Source organism: Acidovorax sp. GW821-FHT10A04 (assembly GCF_059415825.1).
Genome location: NZ_JBWKNZ010000014.1, coordinates 180562 through 202016, shown reverse-complemented (window position 1 = coordinate 202016; position 21455 = coordinate 180562). Strand labels below are relative to the sequence as shown.

14 protein-coding genes and 1 pseudogene are annotated in these 21455 nt (G+C 68.4%); 12 read left to right on the top strand and 3 right to left on the bottom strand.

Annotation, left to right across the window (positions count from 1 at the left end):
* The 10 genes from AC07PF_RS25790 to glgA form a co-directional block, all read left to right on the top strand.
* Positions 1 to 79 (top strand): electron transfer flavoprotein subunit alpha (locus AC07PF_RS25790; protein WP_494613758.1); only part of this gene is annotated, 79 nt, incomplete at its 5' end.
* Between the two features lie 41 nt (positions 80 to 120).
* Entirely contained in the window at positions 121 to 1113 is a 993-nt protein-coding gene (locus AC07PF_RS25785) for a tripartite tricarboxylate transporter substrate binding protein (RefSeq protein WP_494613754.1), read from the top strand.
* A gap of 148 nt (positions 1114 to 1261) precedes the next feature.
* Entirely contained in the window at positions 1262 to 2302 is a 1041-nt protein-coding gene (locus tag AC07PF_RS25780) for an acyl-CoA dehydrogenase family protein (RefSeq protein WP_238541880.1), read from the top strand.
* Between the two features lie 261 nt (positions 2303 to 2563).
* Positions 2564 to 2815, top strand: a complete 252-nt coding sequence (locus AC07PF_RS25775) for a hypothetical protein (RefSeq protein ID WP_238541879.1) — start codon at positions 2564 to 2566, stop codon at positions 2813 to 2815.
* A 402-nt stretch (positions 2816 to 3217) separates the two neighbouring features.
* Positions 3218 to 5122, top strand: a complete 1905-nt coding sequence (glgB, locus tag AC07PF_RS25770) for a 1,4-alpha-glucan branching protein GlgB (RefSeq protein WP_494613753.1) — start codon at positions 3218 to 3220, stop codon at positions 5120 to 5122.
* Positions 5123 to 5142: 20 nt separating this feature from the next.
* Positions 5143 to 6450: a glucose-1-phosphate adenylyltransferase gene (locus AC07PF_RS25765; protein ID WP_007857585.1), complete on the top strand. Its 1308-nt coding sequence runs from the start codon at positions 5143 to 5145 to the stop codon at positions 6448 to 6450.
* Positions 6447 to 8639, top strand: coding sequence for a glycogen debranching protein GlgX (glgX, locus tag AC07PF_RS25760; RefSeq protein ID WP_494613752.1), 2193 nt, complete (start codon positions 6447 to 6449; stop codon positions 8637 to 8639). The genes AC07PF_RS25765 and glgX overlap by 4 nt, the downstream gene beginning before the upstream one ends.
* Positions 8636 to 10429, top strand: a complete 1794-nt coding sequence (treZ, locus tag AC07PF_RS25755; protein ID WP_494613751.1) for a malto-oligosyltrehalose trehalohydrolase — start codon at positions 8636 to 8638, stop codon at positions 10427 to 10429. Before glgX ends, treZ begins: the two co-directional genes overlap by 4 nt.
* The gene (gene treY / locus AC07PF_RS25750) at positions 10426 to 15399 is read left to right on the top strand and encodes a malto-oligosyltrehalose synthase (protein ID WP_494613750.1); all 4974 of its coding nucleotides are present in this window, start codon (positions 10426 to 10428) and stop codon (positions 15397 to 15399) included. The genes treZ and treY overlap by 4 nt, the downstream gene beginning before the upstream one ends.
* The gene (gene glgA, locus AC07PF_RS25745) at positions 15396 to 16892 is read left to right on the top strand and encodes a glycogen synthase GlgA (protein WP_494607032.1); all 1497 of its coding nucleotides are present in this window, start codon (positions 15396 to 15398) and stop codon (positions 16890 to 16892) included. Before treY ends, glgA begins: the two co-directional genes overlap by 4 nt.
* Before the next feature lie 15 nt (positions 16893 to 16907).
* Here the strand turns inward: glgA and AC07PF_RS25740 are convergent, their stop codons facing one another.
* Positions 16908 to 17198: a DUF2917 domain-containing protein gene (locus AC07PF_RS25740; protein ID WP_007857580.1), complete on the bottom strand. Its 291-nt coding sequence runs from the start codon at positions 17196 to 17198 to the stop codon at positions 16908 to 16910.
* An 84-nt stretch (positions 17199 to 17282) separates the two neighbouring features.
* On the opposite strand from AC07PF_RS25740, the gene AC07PF_RS25735 reads away from it, so the two are divergent.
* Positions 17283 to 18248 (top strand): LysR substrate-binding domain-containing protein, encoded by a 966-nt coding sequence (locus AC07PF_RS25735; RefSeq protein WP_494613749.1) that lies wholly within the window; start codon positions 17283 to 17285, stop codon positions 18246 to 18248.
* A gap of 114 nt (positions 18249 to 18362) precedes the next feature.
* A pseudogene (locus AC07PF_RS25730) lies at positions 18363 to 18611 on the top strand (agmatine deiminase family protein); the annotation flags it as partial.
* Between the two features lie 839 nt (positions 18612 to 19450).
* Here AC07PF_RS25730 and AC07PF_RS25725 read toward each other — a convergent pair.
* Together AC07PF_RS25725 and AC07PF_RS25720 are read right to left on the bottom strand one after the other, a co-directional pair.
* Entirely contained in the window at positions 19451 to 20221 is a 771-nt protein-coding gene (locus tag AC07PF_RS25725; RefSeq protein WP_494613748.1) for an alpha/beta hydrolase family protein, read from the bottom strand.
* Positions 20205 to 21389, bottom strand: coding sequence for a DUF3182 family protein (locus tag AC07PF_RS25720; RefSeq protein ID WP_494613747.1), 1185 nt, complete (start codon positions 21387 to 21389; stop codon positions 20205 to 20207). The genes AC07PF_RS25725 and AC07PF_RS25720 overlap by 17 nt, the downstream gene beginning before the upstream one ends.
* Between the last annotated feature and the right edge of the window lie 66 nt (positions 21390 to 21455).

Here is a 21455-nt window from a genome sequence, read left to right as displayed (position 1 = left end):
GCCGATCTTCAGTGTGGCCGACTATGGGCTGGAGGCGGATCTGTTCACGGCCGTGCCGGAGTTGGTCCGGGCGCTGTGATCGGCCGGGGGCCAATGGCATTTCAAACCATGGAGACAAGCATGCACAACAACAAACCCTTCAACCGCCGCCGCCTGCTGGTGGCCGCCTCCGCAGCCGTGGCGACCACTGCAGCACCCGTCTGGGCCAACGCCTCCTGGCCCAGCAAGCCCATACGCATCGTCGTGCCCTACACTGCGGGTGGCTTCACCGACCAGATGGCGCGCCTGCTGCAGGTCGGGCTGCAACAGGCGCTGGGGCAACCGGTCGTGATCGACAACAAGCCGGGTGCCAACAGCATCATTGGCGTGGATGCAGTGGCCAAGGCCGCGCCCGACGGGCATACCTTTGCCGTGGTGATTGCCGCCTATGCGGCCAACACCACGCTCTACCCCAAGCTGCCCTACGACCCGAAGAAGGACCTGGTGGGCGTGTCCCTGATGGGGGTTTCGCCGCTGGTGGCCGCGGTCGCCACGAACGCCCCGTACAAGACCACGGCGGAGCTGGTGGCCTACGGGCGTGCCAACCCGGGCAAGCTGAGCTACGCTTCGTCGGGCTCCGGCTCGGCCGCGCACCTGACCTCCGAACTCATGCGCCTGGTCACCAAGGTGGACATGGTGCACGTGCCCTACAAGGGGGCGTCCCCCGCGCTGGCCGACCTCATGGGCGGGCAGATCCCGCTGTTCCTGGACCCGCCGCCCAATCTGATCCAGCCCGCCAAGGCCGGCAAGATCCGCCTGATCGGCGTGGCCAGCGACAAGCGCGTGCCGGCGCTGCCGGACGTCCCGACCTTTGCCGAGCAGGGCTACCCCGGCATCGTCGGCAGCACCTGGGCCGCCATGCTGGCGCCGGCCGGCGTGCCGCGCGAGATCGTGCAGCGCATGTCCACCGAGGTCGCGCGCATCATCCGCAGCGCCGAGGTGTCGCGCCGCCTGGAGCAGAACATGGGCACGTTCGCCGAGGGCTCCACCCCGCAGGAGTGCGATGCCTTCATTGCCAGCGAGACCGCGAAATGGGCCAAGGTCATCCGCGAGGCCGGGGTGGTCGTGGACTGATTCAATCGCATAACGATTGCTCCCGGCGCCTATGCGCCGTATCTGCATCCTCCTACAGGACCGGAATCGACTGCTCCGTACGATTCGTCATCCCTGCCGCTGTGGCTGCCCGCAGCCAGGCCCGCTTTGGCCAAGAGGTGCCGCCATGATGACCGACTCGCAAAACCTGTTCAGCACCGCCCAGGCACTGCCTGGTGCGCTGGCCTCGATGGGCTCTGCACCGGTCATCCGGCAACTGCGCCACCTGGTGGACAACGGCCTGGCCGACCTGCCCCCACCCGGCACGGGCCGTACGCTGGAGCGCTGGCAAGCCCTGAGCCTGGTGGCCGGCCACGACCTGTCGCTGGCCCGGCTGTACGAAAGCCATACCGATGCGCTGGCCATCCTGCGCGAGCTGGGTTGCGAAGAGCGCATCCGTGGCGCGGTCTGGGCCATGTGGGCGGCCGAGTCGCCCGGCCGCCGGCTCGAGGCCATCGACCGGGGCGCAGCGGGCATCGTGCTGTCGGGCTCCAAGGCCTCGTGTGCCGGAGCCCTGGGCGCCACCCATGCCCTGCTGACCGCCTGGCTTCCAGGGCAGCAACCACAGCTCATGGCGGTGGAGCTGGACCATCCCAGCGTGGGCATCCACACCAACGACTGGCATGCGGTGGACATGACCGACTGCGGCAGTGCGGATGTGAGCTTCCACAACACCCCTGCAACACTGCTCGGCTCCCCGGGCGACTTCCTGCGGCGCGGCGGCTACTGGCATGGCAGTGCGGGCATCGCAGCCTGCTGGCACGGAGGTATCCGTGCCGTGGCCCAGGTGCTCTATGCGGCAGTGCAGCAGTGTCCGCCCTCCCATCCCATCCATGCCACGCGCGCTACCGCCCTGGGCCGGGTGGACGCGCTCCTGAGCAGCACTGCCGCCGTACTGCGCGACAGCGCGGCCTGGATCGATGCCCACCCCGGCGACACCGCCATGGTGGTGGCCTTGCGCACGCGCCGGGCGGTGGAAAGCGGCGCCCGGCGCGTGCTCGAGGAAACCGGGCGCGCGCTGGAAGGCACGGCCTTCAACCGGAGCGCATTTTTTGCACGCCTGGCTGCGGACCTGCCGGCTTTCATGCGCCAGAGCCAGGTCGACCGCGACGAGGCAGCCCTGGCCGGAGCGCTGCTTGCCCAGGAGACGCCACCCCGCTGGGCGCTGTGACCAGGGGGCGTTCCTCTCGCGCCGTCGTCCTACAAACCCAGGTCCCGACCCCGCTTACCATGGGCTTGTCGATACCGCAGTCGACATCCCCCACTTGCATCACCGATGCAAGAAGAAAGCCCGCTCCATGCGGGCTTTCTTTTTTTTGCTGCACCGCATCGAAACCCCTTCTGTCCCAGGGCTGTTGCGAATGGTTGCCCTCCCCTCGCGGGCTGCGGTTCAGAATGCGCTGTCACCAAATACGCCGGGGGTCTTATGCCGATGGAGTACCTGAAAGTGATCGCTGTCGAGATGCTTCCGTTCGAGGTGGACGATGAAGCGGATGTGGACATGCTGAGGGTGCTGGAGGCTGCCGGCATGGTGGAAGTCCAGTTCGCGCCGGGGCGCGGCAGCCCCGCCCGCGTGATCGCCGTCACTGGCCTGGGCCGTGCATCGTTGCTGGCTGAAACCGCCAAGCAGGTGATAAGACGGCGCAGCCCCGAGGTGTCGTCGGCCTGGGCCGCACTCTCCTGAGACGCCCGCCCGCCGTCAACGGCCCGGGCTGCCTGGCTGGTTGGCGCACAAGATCTGCGCAGGCTCTTCTCTTCCCTGCATATTCATTTTTTCGCCTGATGGGATGCCCCTGCAACTCCTGGGCAGAAGATTTGCTTGCGCTGCGTAATGCAGGCGCTTGCTCAGCAGGAAGTGTCTACCCGGACACATGCGTTGCACGGACGTAAGAAATGCGGTCCTGGAGGGGTGCGGTCCCTGGCCGCAACCGCTGGTTTTGCCCTGGCACCTGCCGGCCAACAGGCGCCTGGAGGGTCGGTGGAATCCTTACCTTTGGCTACGCCGTGCCCCCAAAAACCGCGTAGGCAAACGCCTACCTGAGCATGCGCAGCGGTCTTGCGTTGGCATATTGCACTGCAGCAGAACATGGAGGCCAACCACCCCCTCACCATGAACGCCGCAGCGCACTCCACGTCCCTTGAAGCCCAGGCTGCTGCGGCCTCATCCCATTTCCGGCAGCATGAAGTGCTGGGCGCCCATACCGATTCGGCAGGCACCCGGTTCACCGTGTGGGCGCCGAACGCTCGGCAGGTCGAGGTGATCGGCAGCTTCAGCAACTGGGCGCCCCTGGCCATGCAGCGCGCGCAGGACGGTTCGGGCCGCTGGAGCACGCGCGTGGAAGGCGCCGGCCATGGGGATCTGTACAAGTACCGCATCGAGGATGCGCACGGCCACTGGACAGAAAAGGCCGACCCCTACGCCACCCGGCAGGAACATCCACCAGGCACGGCCTCGCAGATCTGGAAGCTCGACTACGAATGGAACGACCGCGCCTGGATGGCGGCGCGCGGCGAGCGCCAGGCGCTGGCCGCACCCATGTCCATCTACGAGGTGCACCTCGGTTCCTGGCAGCGCCAGGAGGACGGCCGTTTTCTCAACTACCGCGACATCGCACAGCGCCTGGCCGCGCACTGCACGGCTCTGGGTTTCACCCATGTGGAGCTCATGCCGATCACGGAACACCCGTTCTATGGTTCGTGGGGCTACCAGACCACCGGCTACTTTGCGCCCACGGCCCGCTACGGCAACCCGCAGGACCTGATGGTGCTGGTGGACATCCTGCACCAGCACGGCATCGGCGTGTTTCTCGACTGGGTGGTCTCGCATTTCCCGTCGGATGCGCATGGCCTGGCACGCTTCGACGGTACGGCGCTCTATGAACATGAAGACCTGCGCAAGGGGTTCCACCCGGAGTGGAACAGCCTGATCTTCAATTACGGCCGCTACGAGGTACGCGACTTCCTCATCAGCAACGCCCTGTTCTGGCTCGGCAAGTACCACTTCGACGGCATTCGTGTGGATGCGGTGTCGTCCATGCTCTACCTGGACTTCGCACGCAAGCCTGGCGAATGGGTGCCCAACCCCGATGGCGGGCACCAGAACTGGGAGGCCGTGCGGTTCCTGCAGGACCTCAACTGCGCGGTCTACGCCGAGTTCCCGGACGTGCATGTGATCGCCGAGGAGTCCACCGCCTGGGCCGGGGTGTCGCGCCCTGTGGATGCCAATGGCCTGGGCTTTGGCATGAAGTGGAACATGGGCTGGATGAACGACACGCTGCGCTACATGCGGCGTGACCATGCGCATCGCCACTGGCACGAGGGCGACATCCGCTTCTCGATGGTCTATGCCTTCGACGAGAACTTCGTGCTGGCGCTCTCGCACGACGAGGTGGTGTACGGCAAGCGCAGCCTGCTGTCGCGCCAGCCAGGAGACCAGTGGCAGCGCTTTGCCGGCCTGCGCACCCTGTACGGAATGATGTGGTCGCACCCGGGCAAGAAGCTCCTGTTCATGGGCGGCGAATTCGGCCAGATCGACGAATGGCACCACGAGCGCACGCTGGACTGGCACCTGTGGGCCAAGGCCCGCCACAGCGGCATGGCGCGCTGGGTGGCCGACCTGAACAGCATCTACCGCGAACGCTCTGCCCTGCACGCGCATGACTTCGATGCCGAAGGCTTTGCCTGGGCGCCCATGGCACCGCACCAGACCACCGTGCTTGCCTTCATCCGTCGCGCAGGCGATGACATCGTGCTGGCCGTGCACAACCTCACGCCGCACCCGGTGGCTGCATTGCGCGTGGGCGTGCCGGTGGCCGGCCACTGGTACGAATTGCTGAACAGCGATGCCGAACCCTATGGCGGCAGCGGCATGGGCAACTTCGGCGGGGTGGATGCGACCGCCACCCCGCTCGAAGCCCAGCCGGCCCACCTGCACCTGACCGTGCCCCCTCTTTCGACCGTTCTTCTTTCCAACCGCCCCACAAGGGCCTGATCTTCACTGGAGCTAATGCTATGTCGCGTACCCGAAATGTGTTGGCGATCGTGATGGCCGGGGGCGAAGGCTCCCGCCTGCACCCCCTGACGGCCGAGCGCTGCAAGCCGGCAGTGCCTTTCAACGGCAAGCACCGCATCGTGGACTTCGTGCTGTCCAACCTGGTCAACTCGGAGATCTATTCGATCTACCTGCTGGTCCAGTACAAGTCGCAGTCGCTGATCGAGCACATCCGAAGCTCCTGGACCATGACGCGCTTCATCCCCCAGCACTTCGTGACGGTGGTGCCTCCTCAGATGAACAACGGCCCCGAGTGGTTCCAGGGCACGGCCGATTCTGTGTACCAGAACATCCACCTGATCGAGACCTTCCAGCCCGACATCGTGGCCGTGTTCGGTGCCGACCACATCTACCGCATGGACGTGCGCCAGATGGTCGACTTCCACCGTGCCAGCCAGGCCCATGTGAGCGTGGCCACGCTGCCCGTGCCGCTGTCGCAGTGCAACCAGTTCGGCATCGTCGAGGTGGACACGCACCACCGCATCTCCAATTTCGTGGAAAAGCCTAAGACGGTTCCCCGCCCCATGCCCGGCAGCAGCACCCATGCCCTGGCCTCCATGGGCAACTACCTGTTCAATGCCGACGTGCTGCTCGACGCGCTGAAAAAGGCCCATGCCACCGGCCACAGCGACTTCGGACGCGATATCCTGCCTACCATGCTGCAATCGCACCGGCTGATGGCCTACGATTTCACGGCCAACGAGATCCCCGGCACCGCGCCCTACGAGGAACATGCCTACTGGCGTGACGTAGGAACCATCGATGCCTACTTCGACGCGCATTTCGACACCCTGGGTGCCACGCCGCGGTTTCGCATGACCAATCGCGAATGGCCCATCTACGCCAGCCCCGACCAGGCCGAATCGGCCCAGATCGAGAACGGTGTGATCCACCGCTCGGTGGTGGGCTCTGGCAGCATCGTCGACGGTGCTTCGCTGGACCACGCCATGCTGCGCCGCTCGGTGCTGGTGGAGCGCGATGCGCGGCTGGAGCACTGCATCGTGATGGAGCGCTCGCGCATCGGCCAGGGCGCTCAGGTGCGCCGGGCCATCATCGACCAGGACAACGACATCCCCCCGGGCGAGCGCATCGGCTTCGACGAGGCCGAGGACCGCCGCCGCTTCCACGTGACGGAGAGTGGCATCGTGGTGGTGCCGCGGCAGTTCTTTCCGGCGCGCAGCGCCCTCGTGAGCAATACGCTCAAGGTGGACCGGGTGCGCCAGCCCGTGCCAGCCGCTCTGGGCAGCGACTTCAAAGCCGCTGCATGAAGCCCGAAGTGCATGCCGCAGGCCCCCTGCCCGCCTCCACCTTCAAGCGGTTGCGCCCCGTGAGGCAGGTCGAACCCGGACGCCCCTGGCCTCTGGGTGCAACAGTCGACAAACTGGGCGTGAACTTCGCGGTGTATTCCTCGGTGGCGACACGCGTGGAAATTTGCCTGTTTTCCGAGCACGACCGCGAAATGGAGCGCATCGCCCTGCCCTGCCTGACGGACGACGTATGGCATGGCCATGTGGCGGGCCTGAAGGCGGGCCAGAAATACGGGCTGCGCGTGGAGGGCCCCTACGAGCCCGAGGTCGGCCAGCGCTGCAATCCGGCCAAGCTGCTCATGGACCCGTTTGCCCGGGCGCTGGACCGACCGGTGCGCGGCGCTGCGGACCAGTTCGGCTACGAACTCGCGCAACCCGATGAAGACTTGGTGCGCAGTGCCCGGGACAATGGCCGCACGGCGCCCAAGTGCCGGGTGGTGCGCTCGCGCTTCGACTGGGGCGACGACCGGCCGCCGCGCGTGCCGGCGCGCGACACGGTGTTCTACGAGGTGCACGCCAAGGGTTTCACGCAGACCCACCCGGGCGTGCCGGACAACCTGCGCGGCACCTATGCCGGCCTGGCATCCCCGGCGGCCATCGCCCACTTCAAGCAACTGGGCGTGACCAGCATCGAGCTGCTTCCCGTGCAGGCCTTCATCGACGACCACCGGCTGGTGGAAATGCAGCTGGCCAACTACTGGGGCTACAACACCGTGGCCTTCTTCGCGCCTGAACCGCGCTATGCGGCGCGCGCCGGTGCCGACGGTGGGGTTGACGAATTCAAGGCCATGGTCAAGGCGCTGCACGCAGCGGGCCTGGAGGTGATCCTGGACGTGGTCTACAACCACACCGGCGAGGGTAACCACCTGGGGCCCACACTCAGCCTCAAGGGCATCGACCATGCCGCCTACTATCGGCTGACCGAAGACCGGCGCATGTGCATGGACTACACCGGCACCGGCAACACCGTGGACACGAGCAGCGCGCCGGCCCTGCAGCTGGTGATGGACAGCCTGCGCTACTGGGTGCAGGAGATGCACGTGGACGGCTTTCGCTTCGACCTGGCCTCGGCGCTGGGACGCGATGCCGCCGGTGCCTACACCCTGCGTGCGCCGTTCTTCGCCGCGCTGGCGCAGGACCCGGTGCTCTCGCGCACCAAGCTGATCGCCGAGCCCTGGGACCTCGGGCCCTACGGCTACCAGTTGGGCGGCTTCCCCGTCGGCTGGATGGAATGGAATGGCCGCTATCGCGATGCGGTGCGCGACTACTGGATCAACGCGGACGGCAGCCTGCCGGCCTTTGCGGCCTGCCTGTGCGGCTCGGCCGACATGTACCAGCCACGCCGGCGCCGACCCACGGCCAGCGTGAACATGGTCACCGTGCACGATGGCTTCACCCTGGCCGACCTGGTGAGCTACAACGAGAAGCACAACAAAGCCAACGGCGAAGGCGGGCAGGACGGCGAATCGCACAACCGCAGCTGGAACTGCGGGGCCGAAGGCGATACCGAGGACACCGAGGTGCTCGCCCTGCGCGAGCGGCAGGTCCGCAACTTCCTGGCCACCCTGTTCGTGTCCCACGGCACACCGCTGCTGCTCGGCGGCGACGAGCTCGGCCGCACCCAGCAGGGCAACAACAATGGCTACTGCCAGGACAGCGCGCTGTCGTGGTACGACTGGGAGCGCGCGGGTCAGCATGGCGAACTGCAGGCCTTCACGCAGGCGCTCGTGGCCTTGCGCCGGGCGTTGCCCGTGGTGCGGCCCCACACCTGGCCGGTGGACGAGGCGGGCCTGCCGCAGCTCGTCACAGTGGCCTGGCACAGCGTATGGGGCATGGACATGACCCCCGAGGAATGGAACGACCCCGCCGTGCGCTGCGTGGGTGCGGTCATGGAGAGCGTGGCCGAGGAGGAACTGTCGGTGATGCTGCTGTTCAACGCCAGCGATGCCGATGCCATCTTCACCCTGCCGGCGGAAACCCCGGGCCGCAACTGGACGCTGCGCCTGGACACCCGCGATACCCGCGTGGTGGCCGTAGGCGAAGAAGCCGGCGCCCCCACGGTGGCGGCCGGTGGACAGCACACCCTGATCGCGCGTTCGATGGCGCTACTGACGGCCCCGTTCACACCCAGCCCCCCTGCCACTGCATGAGGCGCACGCACACCATGCCCTTCGGCGCCCGGCTGCTGGCGGGTGGCGGTGCCCGCTTCTCGCTGTGGGCCCCTGCGGCGCAGGAGACCGCGCTGTGGTACCGCCCTTCCCCCAACGCCGCTGCCCGCACCATCCCCGCCACCCGGGCGGATGGCGGCTGGTGGCAGGCGAATGCGGGCGATGCCGGGGCCGGCACCCCGTACCGCTGGCTCATCGACGGCAAGCTCCCGGTGCCCGACCCGGCGTCACGCAGCAACCCCTGGGGCCCGCACGAACCCAGCGTGCTCGTCGAGCCCGCCTCCTACGCCTGGAAGACGGAATGGGCGGGACGGCCCTGGAACGAATTGGTCTTCTACGAACTGCATGTGGGCAGCTTCACGCCTGCCGGCACCTATGACGGTGCCCTGCGCCGGCTGCCCGAGCTGGCGGCCTTGGGTTTCACGGCCATCGAGCTGATGCCGTTGGCCAGCTATGGCGGGCAATGGGGCTGGGGCTATGACGGCGTGCTGCCCTTCGCTCCGAATGCGTCCTATGGCAGCCCGGACGACCTCAAGCGCCTGGTCGATGAGGCCCACGCCCTGGGCCTTTGCGTGTTCCTCGATGTGGTGTACAACCATTTCGGGCCCGATGGCAATTACCTGCACGCCTACGCCCCCCAGTTCTTTTCCAGCAGCCATGCCAGCCCCTGGGGCGCGGCCATCAACTTCGACCAGGAGGGCAGCGCCGTGGTGCGCGACTTCTTCGTGCACAACGCGCTCTACTGGATCGAGGAGTTCGGCATGGACGGCCTGCGCCTGGACGCGGTGCACGCCATCGCCGACGACAGCCGGCCCGACATCCTGCAGGAGCTCAGCGCGCGCGTGCGCGGGCTGGCCACCGCGCAGAAGCGCCAGGTCCATCTGGTGCTCGAAAACGAAAAGAACCAGCCCGCGCGCCTGTCTTCCTCGCCCGAGCCCGGGCTGTACGACGCGCAGTGGAACGACGATTTTCACCACGCGGTGCACGTGGCGCTGACGGACGAATCCCAGGGCTACTACGCCAAGTTCGCCCGCCACCCGCTGGCATTGCTGGCGCGCGTGCTGACCCACGGGTTTGCCTTTCCGGAAGGCGCGAGTGTGGCGGGGGGCGACCCTGTGCCGCTGTCGTGCATGGTGAACTTCATCGGCAACCACGACCAGATCGGCAACCGTGCGTTTGGCGAGCGGCTGGGGCAACTGGCGCCCGCAGAGGGCGCGGAACTGGCACTGCTGCTGGCCGTGCTGACCCCGGCGACACCCATGGTGTTCATGGGCGATGAATTTGCCGCATCCACGCCTTTCCTGTACTTTGCCAACTGGGACGGCCCCTTGCGCGATGCCGTGCGCGAAGGACGGGCGCGCGAGTTCGGCCACGCGGTGACTGGTAATGCCGTGCTGCCCGACCCCTGCGACGTGGCCACCCTGCAGGCCAGCCAACTGCGGTGGGACGAATCGGCCAGCGCCACCGGCCAGGCACGCAAGGCCTTGCTGCAGCGTGCGCTCGCAGCGCGTCGCACCTGGCTGCAGCCCCTGGCGCAGCAACTGGCCGCCCACGGGCATGTGGCGGAATTCGTCGGCGAAAGCGGTTTGCGGGTGGCCTGGCACTACCAGGACGGAACGACGCTGGGGATGGAGATGAACCTGGGACCGGACGCGGTGGAGGCCACGCCTTCGGCCGCCGCTGTGGAAGTTTTCAGCCACCGCTGGGCGGGCGACGGGCGGCTGTGGGCCCCCTGGTCGGCGCGCTGGACCTGCAGCGAGGGTGCGCCATGAGCCAGGGAACCCCTGCCCCGGACCTGCTCGGTGCGGACGAGTTGCATCGATGCGCCGAACGCGCCGGCATCGCCACCGAATACGCCAGCTTCTGGGGCGAGCGCCTCACCGTGACCCCCGAAGTGCTGGCCCGGGCCCTGGCCGCCATGGGCGAGCATGCCGATGGTGGCGCGCCGCAACCCATCGTCGTGGAGCACGGCCAGGCGGCGCAGGTGCCGCTGGGCAGCGACGGTGCCTGGCGCCTGGTGCCCGAGGATGCCGGCGCCGCCCCGCTGCTGGAAGGGCATGGCGCCATCGCCGAGCTGCCGGCCACCCTGGCCAGCGGCTACTACCTGCTGCACACGCCCGTTGCCGAGCGCCTGCTCATCGTCGCGCCGCGGCACTGTTGGCTGCCCGAGGGCCTGCAGGCCGGAGAGCGCTGGTGGGGCATCACGGCGCAGATGTACGCGCTGCGTTCCGAACGCAACTGGGGCATCGGCGACTTCACCGACCTGTGCGTCCTGGTGCAGCTTGCAGCGGCGCGGGGCGCGGCCTTCGTGGGCGTGAGCCCGCTGCACGCGCTGCGCACCGAACACCCCGAGCAGGCCAGCCCCTACAGCCCCAGCAGCCGGCTGGCACTGAACGTGATGCACATCGACGCCACGGCCGTGCCAGAGTATGCGCACTGCGCAGCGGCGCAGGCCCTGGTGGCGGGCAACAGCTTTCAGCAGCGCCTGCACGGGGTGCGGGCCAGCTCCACCGTGCGCTATGGCGAGGTGGCCGCGCTCAAGGAGCCGGTGCTGGCCCTGCTCTGGCAGGACTTCGCCGCGCTGCATTGGCGCGCTGGCACCGACCGAGGCCGGGCCTTCGACGCCTTCATGGCCGAGCACCAGGCCACCCTGGGCCTGCACGCACGCTATGAAGCCATCCAGCTGGCCCTGGGCAGCAGCGATTCATCTATATGGGGCTGGCCCGCCTGGCCGCCGGAGCTGCAAGACCCGCAGGGCGCCGCGGCTCAGGCCTTCGCCCGCGAGCATGCCGACGCCGTGGCCTACCGTTACTGGCTGCAGTGGCTGGCCCATGTGCAGTTGGCCGGTGCTTTCGGGCAGGCGCGCGCCTGCATGGCCCTGGGCCTGTACTGCGACCTGGCCGTGGGCGCCAGCGATGGCGGCTCCGAGACCTGGATGTTGCCGGGCCTGTATGCCCGCGGCATGAACGTCGGCGCCCCACCCGACCCGCTGAGCACCCAGGGGCAGGACTGGGGCCTGCCGCCCGTCAACCCGGTGGCGCTCACCGCCGCGCGCTTCGTGCCCTTCAGGCAACTGCTCGCCAGCGTGATGCGCCATGCGGGCGCGCTGCGCATGGACCACGCCATGGCGCTCATGCGCCTGTACTGGAACAGCCCCGCCGGCGGCACCTATGTGCGCTACCCGCTGGAGGCCCTGGTCGCGGTGATGGCCATCGAGAGCCACCGCCACCAGTGCATGGTGATCGGCGAAGACCTGGGCAACGTGGCGCCGCGCATGCGCGAGGCCATGGCAGAGCATGCGCTGCTGTCGTACCGCCCGCTGATCTTCGAGCGCCTGGAGGGCGGTGCCTTCCGCCCGCCGGCCGACTGGCAGCCGCAGGCACTGGCCGTGGTCAGCACGCACGACCTGCCCACGCTCAAGGGCTTCTGGGGCGGGGACGACATCGCCATCCAGCAGTCGCTCGGCTGGCTGGGCGACAGCGATGCGCAGGTACGGGCCCAGCTGGCACGCGCGCAGGACCGCACCCACCTGCTGGCCGCACTCGATGCCCAGGGACTGTTGCCACCGGGCGTGACGCTCGATGCCCAGAGCGCACCCGAGATGACACCCGCGCTGGCGGCAGCCGTGCATGCCTTCCTGGCGCGCACCCCCTGCCAGTTGCTGGGCGTGCAGCTCGAAGACCTGGCCGGGCAGCGCGAGCAGCTCAATGTGCCGGGCACCACCGAAGACCGCTACCCCAACTGGCGCCAGCGCATGGCGGTGCCGCTGGAGCTGCTGGGCAGCGACGCGTACTTCGAGGCCATCAGCCAGGCCGTGGGGGGCGCGCGCCGCCCGGCCCTGGCCGCACGCTCCGCCGAGCTGCCGCCGCTGTCGTCGGCCGACGTGCCACGCGCCACCTACCGGATGCAGCTCAACCAGGGCTTCACCTTCGCGCAGGCCACTGCGGTCGTGCCCTATCTGCACGAACTGGGTGTGAGCCACCTCTACACCTCGCCCTACCTCAAGGCGGCCGCAGGCAGCATGCATGGCTACGACGTGGTGGACCCGACGCTGCTCAACCCCGAGATTGGCACCGAAGCCGAGCATGCTGCGCTGTGCCAGGCGCTGGCCGAGCGCGGCATGGGCCACATGCTGGACATCGTGCCCAACCACATGGGCGTGGAAGACCCGGCCAACCGCTGGTGGCAGGACATGCTCGAACACGGAGAGGCCTCGCCGCACGCCGCCACCTTCGACATCGAATGGCAGCCCCCCAACCCGCAGACCGGCCGGCGCGTGCTGTTGCCCGTGCTGGGCGACCACTACGGCAAGCTGCTGGAGGCGGGCGAGCTGCAGCTGCGCTTCGACCCCGCGCAGGGCCGCCTGCAGGTGGGCTACTGGGACCATGCGTTTCCGCTCGATCCGCGCAGCTACGCCCAGGTGCTGGGGGCCGTGGCCATGCCGGCGGCCGCGCCGGCGGGGGAACTTGCCGAAATGGCTTCGCTCGTGGACGCCCTGGGCCAGTTGCCGCCCCAGGGCAGCGACGATCCGCAGCAGCGCGCCGCGCGCCTGCGCGATGCCCCCCTGTACCAGCGCCGGCTGGCCGACCTGGCGCAGGCCCACCCCTGGGTGCCCGACTGGGTGCAGGCCTGCCTGGCCCGTGCCAACGGGCACAAGAGTGATGCCGCGAGCTTCGACCTGCTCGACACGGTGCTGCAGGCCCAGGCCTACCGGCTGGCCGACTGGCGCGTGGCGGGCGATGACATCAACTACCGGCGCTTCTTCGACATCAACGCGCTGGCGGCCATCCGCATGGAGGAGCCCGAGGTCTTCGAGGCTGTGCACGCCCTGCCCCTGCGCTGGCTGGCCGAGGGCAAGGTCACGGGCCTGCGCATCGACCACCCCGATGGCCTGGCCGACCCGGCCCGGTACTTCGAACGCCTGCAGCAGCGCCACGCCGCGCAGCGCCAGGCGCGGGGCCAGCCGGCGCAGGCGCTGTACCTGGTGGTCGAGAAGATCATGGCCGACCACGAGCCACTGCCCGCCGACTGGCAGGTGCATGGCGGCACGGGCTACCGCTTCAGCACCCTGGTCAACGGCCTGTTCATCGCGGCGGACGCGCAGGAGCGCTTCGATGCCATCTACGGCGAATTCACCGGGGACACCCAGCCCTTCGAGGAAGCCACCTACGAGTGCAAGCGCCTGATCATCGAGACGGCGCTGTTTTCCGACATGGCCTGGCTGGTGGCCACGCTGAGCAAGATCACGCGGGCCGACCGCGCGGTGTGCGACTTCACGCGCAACCAGTTGCGCGTGGCCCTGGTCGAGGTGGCGGCCCAGTTTCCCGTGTACCGCACCTACGTAGTGCCCGGCGGCGCCCCGCCCAGCGAGGCGGACCGGCAGCACATCGCCTGGGCCATCAGCGCCGCGCGCCGGCGCCTGGGCACGGCCGAAGGCGGGGTGCTGGCCTACCTGCAGGCGGTGCTGCAGGGCGAGCCGGGGGCCGAGCCCGGGCTGCGCGCACGCTTCATCCGGCGCTGGCAGCAGTTCACGGCGCCGGTGATGGCCAAGTCGGTGGAGGACACATTGTTCTACCGCTACGTGCGGCTGGTCTCGCTCAACGACGTGGGGGCGGAGCCGCGGCGCTTCGGCGTCTCGGTCGCGGCCTTCCACCAGGGCAACCTGCAGCGCGCGCGCCACCTGCCGCACGAGCTGCTGGCCACCTCCACGCACGACAGCAAGCGCTCGGAAGACGTGCGCGCGCGCCTCAACGTGCTGTCTGAAATCCCCGTGGCCTGGCAGGACACAGTGCAGGCCCTGCAGGCCGCAGGCCAGCGCTTCGAGGTGGAGGTGGACGGCCAGGTATCGCCGCTGCCGCACGACCTGTGGGGCCTGTACCAGGCCATGGTGGGCATCTGGCCGGCGCAGGCCACAGATGCCCGGGAGCGCCAGGACCTGGTGCAGCGCATCCAGCGCTACAAGGAAAAGGCCATGCGCGAGGCCAAGCTGGTGAGCAACTGGCTGTTCCCGAACGAGGCCTACGAGGCCGCCGTGCGCGACTACATCGACAAGGCTTTGTCCACGGAACGCTTCGTCGCCGTGCTGGAGGACTTCGTGCAGCGCATCGCGCCGCATGGCTTTCGCAACAGTCTGGGCCAGCTCGCGCTCAAGCTCACCACGCCGGGTGTGCCGGACATCTACCAGGGCTGCGAGGTCTGGAACTTTGCGCTGGTCGACCCGGACAACCGCCGCCCGGTGGACCTGGCGGAGCTGGCCGCCTCGCTGCAGCCACTGCGGGCGCTGTACCAGGGTGAGGGGCAGTTCCCCCGCGCCGCCGACTGGCGTGCGCTGCTGGGCGATGGCCCGGCCATGCCCCCCGGTGCCAAGCAGTTGGTCACCTGGCGCCTGCTGCAGCTGCGCCGGCAGATGCCTGCACTGTTCCGTGATGGGCTGTACCTGCCGCTGGCCGTGGAGGGCACGGCGCAAGCCCATGCGCTGGCCTTTGCCCGCATCGCCGGCGACCAGGCGATCGTGGTCGTCTGCGCGCGCCTGCCCGTGGGCTTGGGCGAGAGTGGCTGGGGCGATACCCGCATGGCCCTGGCCTCGGCCCACCCCGCCCTGGCGCGCCCGGGCCGCTGGCTCGACTGGATGACCGGGCAGGCATTGGACAATGCATCAGAGCATTCGCTGAACGACGTGCTGGGCAATGCCGGCCCCCGCCTGCCCTTTGCCATCCTGGTGGCGCAAGATACCCCCTTATGAAGATCCTGTTTGCCACGCCCGAATGCGCTCCCCTGGTCAAGACCGGCGGGCTCGGGGATGTCAGTGCCGCCCTGCCCCGGGCCCTCAAGGAACTGGGGCACGAGGTGGTCATCCTCATGCCGGCTTATGGCGGCATGGCCATCGACGGCAGCCTGGATGCCATCGTGCCCATTCCCGCCTACGGCCCCTGGCCAGCCGCGCAGCTGCTGCAGGTGATGTCTCCCGACGGCATGCCCTTCCTGCTGCTGTCGTGCCCCGCCCTGTATGCCAGTGCGGGCACGCCCTATGGCGACCCGGCCCGCACACCCCTGCACGAGCAGGCCCTGCGCTTTGGGCTGCTCAGCCGCGTGGCGGCATTGATCGGCACGGAGCACAGCCCCTGCGACTGGCGCGCCGACATCGTGCATGCCAACGACTGGCCCTGCGGGCTGGCGCCCCTGTACCTGCACCAGGCGCGGGCCGCCGGGCAACGAGGCGTGGCGCAGAGCCTCATCACCATCCACAACCTGGCATTCCAGGGCGTGTTCCCGATGGAGGCCTGCGAGGTGCTGGACATCGCGCCGGCGCACCGGGGCATGGACGGTGTGGAGTTCTGGGGCCAGCTGTCCATGCTCAAGGCGGCACTGCAGTTCGCCGACGCCATCACCACGGTGAGCCCGACCTATGCGCGTGAGATCCAGCAGCCGGCCCTGGGCTTCGGGCTCGACGGGGTGCTGCGTGCCCAGGCCGGGCGGCTGCACGGGCTGCTCAACGGCATCGACACAGCGGTATGGAACCCTTCGACCGACCCCCTGATCGCCGCCCACTACGGCGCGGACCACATGCAGGCCAAGGCCTTGAACAAGGCCGCCCTGCGCAAGCGCTGCGGGCTGGCCGAGGCGCCCGGCCCGCTGTTGGGCCTGGTGGGACGGCTCACCTCCCAGAAGGGGGTGGACCTGGTGCTGGCGGGGGCCCCTGCCCTGCTTGCGCGCGGGGCCCAGCTGGTGGTGCTGGGCCGGGGCGAGGAACCTCTGGAGGCCGGGCTGCGCGCACTCGCCGCAGCGCACCCGGGCCAAGTGCATGCCACGCTGGGCTTCGACGAAGCGCTGGCGCACCAGATCGAAGCCGGGGCCGATTGCTTTCTCATGCCTTCGCGCTTCGAGCCCTGCGGGCTCAACCAGATGTACAGCCAGGCCTATGGCACGCCGCCGGTGGTCACGGCCACCGGGGGCCTGGCCGACACGGTCAGCGATGCCGGTCCTGGCCTGGACGAAGGCACCGGCTTCATGATGGCTGCACCCACGCAGGCCGAATTCGACCGTGCACTGGACCGCGTGCTGCTGGCCTGGGCGCAGCCTGCGATATGGCGGGGCCTGCAGCGCCGGGGCATGGCGCAGTCCTTTGGTTGGGCCGCCGCCGCGCGGCCTTACGAGCAACTGTATCTGCAGCTGCTGGGCCAGTGGGTGCCACCACCCGCCGAGGCCAAGGTGGTCGATATCGCCAGCAGGCGCTGAGCCTTGCGGCCGCCTTCAGGCGGCCACTGGTGCGCGGGCGGCTGGGAACGCGTTGTGCAGGGAGGTGGCCGCACGCACGACCGGCTTGCCACCCACGGGCGGCTCGATGAGCAGGCGCGCTGGCGACAGGGCGTACACCAGCGCCCTCTTGTGCTCGGGGCTGGAAAAGCTTTCCCCCTGCTCCAACACCACGTCGCGGGTGTCATGGTCCAGCGTGATCCAGACGGTGCCGCTCTGGCACTGAATGCGCTGACCGGCCGCATCAGGCAACTGGTGCAGGCCACGGTGGGCTAGTTCGATCATCATGGTAAACGCTCCTATGCATTCTTTGATGGAATGAATATAGTGAGCCAGCCCTTGGAGCTCAAACGGTCATTTGGAATCCTTCGCATGCCCATACAGAATGTGAAAACCGCCTCTTCGGCGATCGGCCGCGAAGAACTGCCGCCGCTGGACCTGTTGCGCAGCTTCGAGGCCTCGGCGCGGCACCTGAGCTTCACCCAGGCGGCGCACGAGCTTTTTCTCACCCAGTCGGCCATCAGCCGCCAGATCCAGCAGATGGAAGCCTGGCTCGGCGTGGCCCTGTTCGAGCGGCGGCACCGCGCCCTGGTGCTGACCGAGGCCGGCGCCGTCATGCACCGGGCCGCCGTGGATGCCCTGGAGCGCCTGCGCGACGCCACCGCCCGGGTGCGCGCCGTGCCGGCCCTGCGCCAGGTGGCCATGACCTGCACACCGGGTTTTGCATCGCTATGGCTCATCCCCCGGCTGGCGCGCTTCACTGAACGGCACCCGGACGTGGACGTGCGCATCTCGGCCACCCTGGAACTCCTGGACCTGGACCGTAGCCAGCTGGACCTGGCCGTGCGCTTTTGCCCGACCGAAGACGGCCACGGCCAGCCGCTGTTCGAGGAATGGGTGGTGCCCATGTGCTCGCCGCGTCTGGCCAACAACAGCGCCAACCCCTTGCTGCAGCCCGCCGACCTCGTGCGCCACACGCTGCTGGCCGTGGAACAGCACCCCGGCATGCCGCTCACGGTGGAATGGGAACCCTGGGCGCGGCTGATGGGCGTGTCCGAAGTGCGCATGAAGAACACGGTGCGCTTCACCCAGTATGCCGATGCGGTGGCGGCGGCCATGCAGGGCCAGGGGGTTGTGATCGGGCGCCTGCCGCTGCTGGCGGAGCTCGTCGCCAGCGGTCGCCTGGTGACGCCGTTCGGAAGCTGCGCCGCGTCGCAGCGCGGTTACTACGTGGTGCCCAGCGCGCGCGGCACGGCCAATCCGGATGCGCAGGATTTCGTCCGCTGGCTGCGCAGCGAGGCCGAGGCCGCCCTGGCACCGCAGCTGGCCATCGCCTGAAAACCCGTTCCAGGCCGTGTGTGGGCCTGGGGGCTAAAGTAAAAGAGCGCCACTGCCTCCCACTCGCTACATGCCGTTCCCATGTCCAACGCCCGATCGCCCTCCTTCAAATTTCTGATCGGCAGGGCACCGTGGACCATGCGCAGCACCTTCGAGAGCGACGAGTTCGCCGCTGGCTATGTGAACTTCTATCTGTGCAATGGCGCCGTCATCGCCCCGCAGTTCGGCGATGCCAGGGCCGACGCCAACGCCCGGGCCCTGTTGCGCGAGCTGTTTGCGCGGCGCGAGGTGGTGCAACTGGACATCGACGCCATTGCGGCAGGTGGCGGCGGCATCCACTGCACCACCCAGCAGCAACCGGCCTGTTCCGCCAGGCTACTTGCGGTGGCGCAGCGCGCCATAAGGAACATGGTCGTTCGCCGCCACAAACGGCTCGTGCAGCACCTTGCGCCTGGGGGCTGCTGCGCCTGCCTGCTGCTCCGACGTGGCGGCCGGCTTCACCTGCACGGCGGCCCGGCCATCGGCCGTCGCACTCATTTCGAGCTGCACCGGGTCCTGGCCTGTTTTCCGGTGGTGCACCCAGGCCACGTCCGAAATCACGGCATGCTCGGCAATCACCAGCCCCAGCAGGTCGGTGAATTCGCGTTCCTGCGGCTGCTGCCATTGCACCTGGATCGTGAAACACTGGCCATTGTTCGAGCAATTGATCGTCAGGTAGGGATTGTTCTGCTGTGTTTTGGCGGACGGGGACGGCGGGATATTCCTCGCCCGATTTTTGAGCGCTTCGGTTCGGAATATGTCCAGCGATGCACCGGGATCTTCTTCTCCGATCACCGAGGTATCGATATGGGCTGGGACGACGGGATGGGGACGGGACATGACACACCTCACACCTGATGGGCTCCGGGATATTCTGGACACCAGAACATTCACCCTGGATCTCTCGATCCCTTGGTACCCGCATGGTCCTGGAGCGTTGGGAGGATGCGATTGCCAAATCAGCAATGGGGTACCGGTGGGCGACGAATAACCCATGGTGAACCGGGTGCCTGGTAATGGATGTAGGACAATCGCCGGGGGGTGCGCCATCCTCACGCCGCAATCCCTGGATTTTGTTTCCATATTCCCGAGGGCGTTACCAGATCGATTTGGTAATCAATCCAGAATATCCAGGGGGACCGCTGTAGCCCATGGGGACAGGCTCATTGCGGTGATGCGACGGCCGCGGGCCTGGCCTTTTTTCGGGCACCATTGACCATCTCCTGCACCCAATGCACCAGGATGCCGGTGTAATCCTCTTTCCATTCGGGGTGGGTCAGGGCATGGTCGGCACCGCCGATCACGCGGTAGGTCATGGAGCGGGTCTGCAGGAAGGCCGCGCGGTAGTTTTCCAGCACCGGGTGGGGCACGACGTCGTCGTTCTCGGACTCGACCAGCAGCACGTCGCCCTTGAACTGCGCGCTGGCCGCAAGGGCCCGGTTGGTCTGCGGTTCGATCGCGCGGTTGCGGTAGGCGGCCACCTCCTGGCGGTTGAGCTTGATCTTGGAGACCATCCAGTCCTCGTCCTTGTACAGCGCGGGCGCCCGAAGGGCCATCCAGCGCACGGGGCGCAGCGCACTGAGAACTGCAGCCAGGTAGGCGCCATAGCTGGTGCCGACCACCAGCACCGAGGCGGGGTCCACCGCGGGATGCCCCACCAGCAGGTCGTAGGCGGCCAGCATGTCGTTCAGGCTGTCCTCGCGCGTGACGGTCTCGCGCTCGGCACGGTCGTTGGCGTGGCCGCGCAGGTCGAAGGTCAGGCAGATGCAGCCCAGCGCGGCGATCTGGTGCGCCCGCTCGATGTACTGCTTTTGGCTGCCATCCCAGCCGTGCACCAGCATCACCCCGGGTACCAGCACGTCGGGGGCCACCAGGGTGCCCGCAATGCTGCGGTTGCCCACGGGGATATGGATGCTCTTATGCCGTGTGGTCATGGATCTCCAGCGTGGTGTACTTGGTCAGCGGTCCGGCCTCGGGGTCGGTGCCCTGGTAGTACAGCGTGGCGCCGACCGGGATCGGGTGCGGCGCGCCGAATTTCTCGACACAGCTGGCACGCACCCGGCGCAGGCCCGGATCCTGGTGGAAGGCCTCCAGCGCCGCCACCTCCGCACCGCTGGCCCCGCCCACGCGCCAGGACTGCTCGAGCACGCCCGAGCACCATTGGCCGGCCGCATTCAGGCCCTGGGCCACGTCGTAGTTGATGCGCGAGGCGAAGAACCCCGGGTAGCAGGTGCGCACCGCCTCGTCATAGTCCAGCGCCTGGGTCACGGCGTCGTGCAGCGGCCCCGAGGGCGTGCTGACCAGCAGCGCGTTGAAATCGCCCCGGACCACCGTGAGGTCCGACCCGCCATAGACCAGGGCCCCGTTGTTGTCGGGCGTGAGCCGCTGCGACCCGTAGTACGAGGCCTGCAGTCCGGCCACCCGCACCTGGCCGATGCTCAGCGTCTCCACCTCGGTCAGGTTGTGCTCCAGCACCACGCCATCCCTCTCCAGCAGGCTGTCGCCCAGCGCGTTCAGGCAGGCCTCCAGGGCCTCCATGGTGGCGACGACGGTCTGCCCCCGGCCACCCGTCTCGCCCACCGGCTTGACGCGCAGCGGCCCCAGGGCGAACAGCGCCTCGCCGGCGCGCAGCCCATCGGCGCGCGAGAACGCTGCGTAGCCGGGCAGCACCGAGCGCTTGACCAGCCGGGAAAACTCGGGATTCCAGCCCTCGGGCGCCGCGGCATCGAACGACACCAGCGGGTGGGTGATGGCCTTGGTGGCAATGAAGGCGTGGGGCACGACACCGCCGAACAGATCGTCCTGCCCGTGCACCCCGAGGGCATGTGCGGTGGCCAGGCCGACCAGCGTATCACTGGGCACCAGGTAGGTGCGGCCCTGCCAGACGGGCTGCGGCAACTCGTCGGTGCTGTAGGCGCAGCCCTTGATGTCGGCCAGCCGGCGCACCAGTTCTTCGCGCGTGGTCTGTTCATGGGTGCTGGCGTGTCCGCGCAGCCCCCGGGTGAAGGGCATGACGGTTTCCTGGGCTTCCCGCCGCCGCAGCGCAAGTGCACTGTGGGCAGCCTCCAGGCCGAGCGGAAACTCCGATGGATGGGATGTCATGGCGGGGCCCTCCAGGCTGGGTGGGCGTGCACTGCGAGAGGATTCGCAGACCCGCCGTTGGCACTT